Below are 6,758 nucleotides of genomic sequence, written 5' to 3'. Positions count from 1 at the left end.
CCTCGGCCGACGTCGTGTCGATCAGCACGGTTTCCCACTCGTCGGGATAGCGCTTGTACTCACTGATGCTGGCCTTCGACTCGCGGCTCTCGATCGGCAGCAACTCGATCGACGGGGCCTTGGCCTTTTCGAACATCAGTTCGGTCGGGCACATCGTCGTGCGCCCCGCAGTCGAGGGCAGAACGCGGCTGCCGTAGGCAGCAAAGAAGATGGCGTTGATCAACTCCGACTTGCCGCGCGAAAACTCGGCGACGAATGCCACCTGCAAGCGGTCCTCGCGCAACTTGTCGAGTAATTGAACGATCCGGCGGTCGATCTGGGCGTCGGTCAGCTCGTTGTCGGACAGCCAGCCGGCAAACTTCTCGAGGACCCCGGAGATCCGTGCCCGCCATTCGCTGTAGGCGGCAAAGTGTTGAGCGAGCGTCATGTCAGCTTTCCAGGCCAGGATTCGGTATTTTCACTCTATCACAAAGCCCCTTCCAATCAGCAGCCTGGCGCAGCGCAGTTCAATTCTGGCAGCGCGGACAGTAGAAGGTCGAGCGGCCCGCCTGGCGGATCACGCGCACCGTCCCCGCGCAACGCGGGCAGGCTTCGCCGGCCCGGCCATACACCGCACAACTAAGCTGGAAGCACCCGGCACCGCCATCGCTGTGCACATAGTCGCGCACACTGCTTCCTCCGGCGGCGATCGACGTCTGCAGGGTGGAACGAATGGCCTCGGCGAGCCCGCGGTAACGTTCGCAACAGATCCGATCTGCCGCCCGTCTGGGTGAGATTCCCGCCTGATGCAGACTCTCGACAGCGTAGATGTTGCCGATGCCCACTACCAGATGGCCATCCATCAGCAAGGGTTTGATCGGGCCATGGCGGCGGCGCGTCGCGGCGTACAACCAGTCGCCATCGAAGCCGTCCGACAGCGGCTCGATGCCGAGCGCGAGCAGCGCGGGATGAGTATCGACGGCAGCACCTTCGTGCCAGAGCAGTGCGCCGAAACGGCGCGGGTCGCGCAGGCGGAGAACCGTCCCGGCGAACAGCAGGTCGACGTGGTCATGCGGTCTGGCGGGCGTGTCCGGCGGCACCAGGCGCAGGCTGCCGGACATGCCCAGATGAAGGATCAGCCAGCCACCCCCAGCATGGCTCTGGCAATCGAAGAGGAGATACTTGCCGCGCCGCAGGATGGCGTCCACCCGCAGGCCGGCGAGGCGCGAGCCCAGTCCGGCAGGAATCTCGTGACGCAGTTTTGGGGTGCGCACGACAGCACCGACGATGCACTCGCCGGACAGATAGGGAAGCAGTCCCTGACGGCTCACTTCGACTTCGGGAAGTTCTGGCATTGCTGCTCCCGCGAAAAGTCCATAACATGCGCGAACGGATTATGACGCAAACCACTCGTCAGTTCGCGCAACTGTTCGCCGCCGGCAAGGAAACCATGAAACCGATCAAGAATATTCTCCTCTGCGCCCCACTGGTGCTTGCCTTCGGCGTACCGGTGCTGGCTGCCGACGAGACAGCCGCCGCCAGGCAACCGACGCCGACGCGTGCCGCGCGCAAGGCCGCGCCGTTCGCGCCACTCCCCGATGACAGCCAGAACCCGGAACTGAGCGGGCAGGTGGTATATCAGGTGCTGCTCGCCGAAGTGGCTCTGCAGCGCGGCAAGAAGGAATTTGCCAGCCAGGCCTACGCCGACCTCGCGCAGCGCACGCGCGACCCGGCAATCATCGAGCGCGCCGTCGAAATCGCCGGTCACGTACGCCGGGTCGACCTGGTGCTGCAACTCGCCCGGCTCTGGGTCGAAGTGCAGCCCGATTCGAAGCGCGCCCAGCAGGTGCTGATCGGCGTCCTGGTCATGTCCAATCAGCTCGACGGCCTGGCGCCGCAGCTGATCAGCATGCTGCAGGCGGACAAGGAAGCCCTGCCGGCCAATCTTCTGGCACTCAACCGCATGTTCGCGCGCAACCCCGACCGCCAGGCCGTTCTGCAACTGGTCAGCAAGGTCTGCGCGCCCTTCATCGGCCTCGCCGAAGCGCACTACGCGGTCGCTGTGGCGGCCAGCGGGGCAGGCGAACAGGGAAGAGCACTGGCGGAAACGCGGCAGGCTCTCGAATTACGGCCCGGCTGGGAAATGGCAGCGCTGCTGGAAGCGCAGATTCTGGCCCAGAGGTCGCCTGCCGAGGCGATTGGCGCGATGCAGCGCTTCCTCGAACAGAATCCGAAAGCGCGCGAGGTTCAACTCCAGCTGGCCCGTACTTTGGTCAGCGAAAAGCGCTACGCCGAAGCCAAACGGCAATTCGAACAGTTGCTGCAGAGCTACCCGGACAACCCTGACGTGGTCTACGCGGTCGCCATCCTCGCTCTGCAGGAAAACGACATTGCGCTGGCCGACAAACAACTCAGACACCTGGTGACGCTCGATTTGCAGAACAAGAGCGCACCCTACTACTACCTCGGTCAGATTGCCGACGACGGCAAGCGTCCGGAGGAAGCGCTGCTCTTTTACCGGCAGGTCGGCGCAGGGGAGTACTACCTTCCGGCGCAGGTGCGCAGCGCGGCGATCGTTGGCCGTTCAGGCAAACTCGACGAAGCCCGCAACCTGCTGCGCACCGCGGCAGAAAGCAACCCCGAACTGCGCCCGCAACTGGCGATCGCCGAGGCAGGCCTGCTGCGCGAAGCCAAGCAGACGCAAGCGGCGTTCGACGTCCTCGACAAGGAACTGAGCAAGCAGCCGGAGCAGCCGGACCTGCTCTACGAATCGGCGCTGCTGGCCGAAAAGCTCGGCCGCGTGGACGTGATGGAGAGCCGCCTGAGCAAGCTGATCGAACTGCAGCCGGATAGCGCACAAGCCAACAACGCACTCGGCTATTCTTATGCCGACCGCAACATCCGCCTGACCGAGGCCCGGCAGCTGATCGAGAAGGCGCTGCGCCTGGAGCCCAACGACCCCTTCATTCTCGACAGCATGGGTTGGGTACTCTACCGGCAGGGCGATCTCGAAGGCGCCCTCGGCTATCTCCAGCGCGCCCTTGCCCGACGGCAGGATCCCGAGATCGCAGCGCACACCGCCGAGGTGTTGTGGATGCTGGGCCGCAAGAACGAGGCACAACGCATCCTGCTCGAGGCTCAGAAGAAGGAGCCATCGAACGAAACGCTGCAGGAAGCGATCCAGAAGTTCGCCCCTTGAACGAGCAGTACGTGGCACCGGCTGGCGGCCGCCAGCAGGACGACCGTGTATTCGTGTTGCTGCTCGGCGCGGCGCTCGGCCTCGCGGCGTGCACCACCCTCCCACCGCCACCCGTGGCGCAGCATCCGGCAGTCCTGCAGCGCGACCGCCCGCAGGCGTTTGCCCTGGCTGGCCGTTTCACGCTGCGCCATGCCGGCAAGAGCTATGCCGGCCGCCTGGACTGGCGCCACGACGGCGAGCACAACGAACTGCTGCTCTCGTCACCGCTCGGGCAGACCATGGCCGAGATCACCAGCGACGCCGACGGCGCGCAGCTCAGAACCAGTGATGGCAGCACGCGAACGGCCGTCAACATCGACCAGCTGCTTCAGTCCGTGCTCGACTACCCCCTCTCCCTGAACCAGTTGCTCGACTGGCTGCGCGGCAGGAATCCCGACGGCGGCCGGCTGGAACTCGACCCACTCGGCCGTCCCCTGCGCCTGCTCCACGAGGACTGGCGGGTCGACTACGCGTATGACAGCGAGCAGACGCAGGCGCTGCCCGGCCGTCTGTTCGTCGAGCGCGAGGGCGGCTTCGTGCTTCGCCTGCGAATCGAGGAATGGCAGCCGCTGCCCGCCCCGGAAGCGCCGTGATGAGCGCCGGACTCGCCAACTGGGACTGGCAGAGCAGCTATCCGGCACCGGCCAAGCTCAACCTGTTCCTGCACGTGGTCGGCCGGCGCTCCGACGGCTACCATCTGCTGCAGACCGTGTTCCGCCTGCTGGAACATGGCGACCATCTGCGCTTCGCGCCGCGCGCCGACGGCGCCGTACAACTGCTGACGCCGCTGCCGGGAGTACCGGCAGAACACGACCTGACCGTCCGTGCCGCGCGTCGGTTGCAGCGCGAGACCAATTGCCGGGCCGGGGTGGACATCCGTCTGGAAAAGCGCCTGCCACTCGGCGGCGGTCTCGGAGGTGGCAGTTCCGATGCGGCGACGGTCTTGCTGGCGCTCAATCATCTCTGGCAACTCGGCCTGTCCCGTCAGCACCTGCAGGAGATCGGCCTCACCCTGGGAGCCGACGTGCCGGTCTTCGTTTTTGGCTGCAACGCCTTTGCCGAGGGAGTCGGCGATAGGCTGCAGGCGGTTGGACTGCCACCCTGCCACTATGTCGTCGTCGAGCCGCCGCTGCAGGTGCCGACTGCCGCCATTTTCGCTGCGCCCGAGTTGCGGCGCAATACGCCGCGTCTCGCCGCCGACGAATGGCGGCCGGGCTGCGGCGGCAACGACCTCGAGCCGGTGGCCTGCGCCCGTTTCCCGGCGATTGCCGAGCACCTCGCCGCCCTGCGCAAGGCAGCCACACCCGCGCCTGCCCGCATGAGCGGGTCGGGCGCCTGCGTCTTTGCCGAATTCACCGACAGCCAGCAGGCCGCAATCGCCCTGCAGCACCTGCCCACCGGGATGCGGGCCTGGGCGGCCGCCGGTCTCGACCGGCATCCGCTCTTCGGCTTGGCCAACTGAGCGAACCAGGACTGACTGGGAATTGTTTGACCGGGAAAGCGACGAGCGCTTTTTTTCCGGAAGAAACCCCGCTATAATGCGCGCCGCGTTCGCCATCCAGGTGATGCGAGCGACCGCTGGGGAGTCGCCAAGTTGGTTAAGGCACCGGATTTTGATTCCGGCATTCGAAGGTTCGAATCCTTCTTCCCCAGCCAATCCAATCTCCGTCAAAGCGGGCAGGCGGCCTGACCTGCCCGTCTTGCTTTATACGGCGCCGAAGCATGGGGCGCCAAAGGAAGCGCACCATGGCCTATGACAGCCTGATGGTTTTTACCGGAAACGCCAACCCTGCCCTGGCTGCCGAGGTCGTCAAGCGTCTCAACATCTCGCTCGGGCGAGCCCAGGTCGGGCGTTTTTCCGATGGCGAGATCAGTGTCGAGATTCAGGAGCACGTGCGCGGCATGGACGTGTTCATCCTGCAATCGACCTGTGCTCCGACCAACGAAAATCTGATGGAACTGCTGGTGATGGCCGACGCGCTGAAGCGTGCCTCGGCCGCCCGCATCACCGCAGCCATCCCCTATTTCGGCTACGCCCGACAGGACCGCCGCGTGCGCTCGGCGCGTGTGCCGATCGCCGCCAAGCTGGTGGCCGACCTGCTGACCGCGGCCGGGGTCCATCGGGTGCTGACCATGGACCTGCACACCGAGCAGATCCAGGGTTTCTTCAACATTCCGGTGGACAACATCTACTCGCTGCCGATCATGCTCGGCGACGTGTGGAAAAGAAACTTCGATCACCTGATGGTCGTCTCGCCCGACGTCGGCGGCGTGGTTCGCGCACGAGCGCTGGCCAAGCGTCTCGAATGCGATCTGGCGATCATCGACAAACGTCGCCCGAAGGCCAACGTTTCCGAGGTGATGAACATCATCGGTGAGGTCGAAGGACGCACCTGCGTGATCATGGACGACCTGGTCGACACCGCCGGCACCCTGTGCAAGGCCGCCACCGCGCTCAAGGAACACGGCGCGATGCAGGTTCTTTCCTACTGCGTGCACCCGGTGCTGTCGGGCAACGCCGTCGAGCGGATCAACCATTCCGATCTCGACGAACTGGTAGTCACCGACACCATTCCGCTGCGCGAGGACGCACAGAATTCGCCGCGCATCCGCCAGCTCTCGGTCGCCGAGGTAATGGCCGAAACGATCCGCCGGATCAGCAACGAGGATTCCGTCTCCTCGTTATTCATCGAATAGGGCGCGGCACCCGCCGCCTCGAACCAAGTTTTGTCAACCCCCCGCCTGGTCGCGGGCGGGGTTTGTCCCACCAGGAGCTGTCCATGAAATTTGAACTTGAAGCGCGCAAGCGCACTTTGCAGGGGTCCGGAGCGAGCCGCCGCCTGCGTCGCCAGAACCGGGTACCGGCCATCGTTTATGGTGGTCCGGCTGCCGTGCAACTGATCGATCTCGATCACAACGAGATCCTGCTCGACCTGCGCAAGGAGGCCTTTCACTCGTCCATCCTGACGCTGAACATCGATGGCGCCAGGGAAAGCGTCGTCCTGCGTGACTCGCAGATGCACCCCTGGAAACCGCTGGTCTTGCACTGTGACTTCCAGCGCGTCGATGCCGGACACGCCATCCACCAACGCGTCCCACTGCACTTCATCAATGCCGAGATCGCTCCGGGCGTCAAGATTTCGGGTGGCAACGTCTCGCACGTGCACAACGACGTCGAGGTGAGCTGCCTGCCGCAGGATCTCCCGGCCTTCATCGAAGTCGATCTCAAGGACCTCGAAGCCGGCCATGCGATCCATGCCTCCGAACTTGTCTTCCCGCCGGGCGTCAAGCCGGTACTGCACGGTGACGACTATGTACTGGTATCGATTTCAGCCAAGAAGGGCGGCGACGAAGCCGAGGGCGCAGCGGCCAGCTAAGTCCGCGACCTCCGCCAGGCCGCCGTCGGGCACCCGCTGCCGACGGCGGCCTGTTGTTTCCCCCGGGCAAACGATCCCATGTCACCACCACGCCTCATCGTCGGCCTCGGCAACCCGGGCCGCGAGTACGAAGACACCCGGCACAACGTCGGCTTCTGGTTCAT

General features: G+C 64.9%; 7 protein-coding genes, 1 tRNA gene and 1 pseudogene. 7 read left to right on the top strand and 2 right to left on the bottom strand.

Annotated features, from left to right (window positions below; genetic code table 11):
- Positions 1-427: dynamin family protein (locus tag JNK99_RS11760; RefSeq protein ID WP_291853203.1), on the bottom strand; the 427-nt coding region annotated here is incomplete at its 3' end.
- A 79-nt stretch (positions 428-506) separates the two neighbouring features.
- Positions 507-1,334: a bifunctional DNA-formamidopyrimidine glycosylase/DNA-(apurinic or apyrimidinic site) lyase gene (gene mutM, locus JNK99_RS11755; protein WP_291853201.1), complete on the bottom strand. Its 828-nt coding sequence runs from the start codon at positions 1,332-1,334 to the stop codon at positions 507-509.
- A gap of 26 nt (positions 1,335-1,360) precedes the next feature.
- Here mutM and JNK99_RS11750 point away from each other — a divergent pair, with 26 nt between their 5' ends.
- From JNK99_RS11750 to JNK99_RS11720, 7 genes and pseudogenes are all read left to right on the top strand, one after another.
- The gene (locus tag JNK99_RS11750; RefSeq protein ID WP_291853198.1) at positions 1,361-3,178 is read left to right on the top strand and encodes a tetratricopeptide repeat protein; all 1,818 of its coding nucleotides are present in this window, start codon (positions 1,361-1,363) and stop codon (positions 3,176-3,178) included.
- Positions 3,175-3,810 (top strand): lipoprotein insertase outer membrane protein LolB, encoded by a 636-nt coding sequence (gene lolB / locus JNK99_RS11745; RefSeq protein WP_291853197.1) that lies wholly within the window; start codon positions 3,175-3,177, stop codon positions 3,808-3,810. Before JNK99_RS11750 ends, lolB begins: the two co-directional genes overlap by 4 nt.
- A complete protein-coding gene (gene ispE, locus JNK99_RS11740; protein ID WP_291853194.1) occupies positions 3,810-4,679 on the top strand; it encodes a 4-(cytidine 5'-diphospho)-2-C-methyl-D-erythritol kinase in 870 nt (289 codons plus the stop codon). Before lolB ends, ispE begins: the two co-directional genes overlap by 1 nt.
- A 117-nt stretch (positions 4,680-4,796) precedes the next feature.
- Positions 4,797-4,873, top strand: a tRNA-Gln gene (locus JNK99_RS11735).
- 90 nt (positions 4,874-4,963) lie between these two features.
- Entirely contained in the window at positions 4,964-5,914 is a 951-nt protein-coding gene (locus tag JNK99_RS11730; protein WP_291853191.1) for a ribose-phosphate pyrophosphokinase, read from the top strand.
- Between the two features lie 83 nt (positions 5,915-5,997).
- On the top strand, positions 5,998-6,594 hold the full coding sequence (locus JNK99_RS11725) for a 50S ribosomal protein L25/general stress protein Ctc (RefSeq protein ID WP_291853188.1): 597 nt from the start codon (positions 5,998-6,000) through the stop codon (positions 6,592-6,594).
- Positions 6,595-6,672: 78 nt separating this feature from the next.
- Positions 6,673-6,758: pseudogene (locus JNK99_RS11720) on the top strand (aminoacyl-tRNA hydrolase); the annotation flags it as partial.

This window comes from Accumulibacter sp. (assembly GCF_016789985.1).
Taxonomy (GTDB): Bacteria; Pseudomonadota; Gammaproteobacteria; order Burkholderiales; family Rhodocyclaceae; genus Accumulibacter.
This window is presented reverse-complemented; position numbering and strand designations above follow the sequence as displayed.

Bases quoted from the DNA above. Each gene is read 5' to 3' on its own strand.
- mutM (WP_291853201.1), bottom strand. From the start codon at position 1,334: ATGCCAGAACTTCCCGAAGTCGAAGTGAGCCGTCAGGGACTGCTTCCC.
- JNK99_RS11750 (WP_291853198.1), top strand. From the start codon at position 1,361: ATGCGCGAACGGATTATGACGCAAACCACTCGTCAGTTCGCGCAACTG.
- ispE (WP_291853194.1), top strand. From the start codon at position 3,810: ATGAGCGCCGGACTCGCCAACTGGGACTGGCAGAGCAGCTATCCGGCA.
- JNK99_RS11730 (WP_291853191.1), top strand. From the start codon at position 4,964: ATGGCCTATGACAGCCTGATGGTTTTTACCGGAAACGCCAACCCTGCC.
- JNK99_RS11725 (WP_291853188.1), top strand. From the start codon at position 5,998: ATGAAATTTGAACTTGAAGCGCGCAAGCGCACTTTGCAGGGGTCCGGA.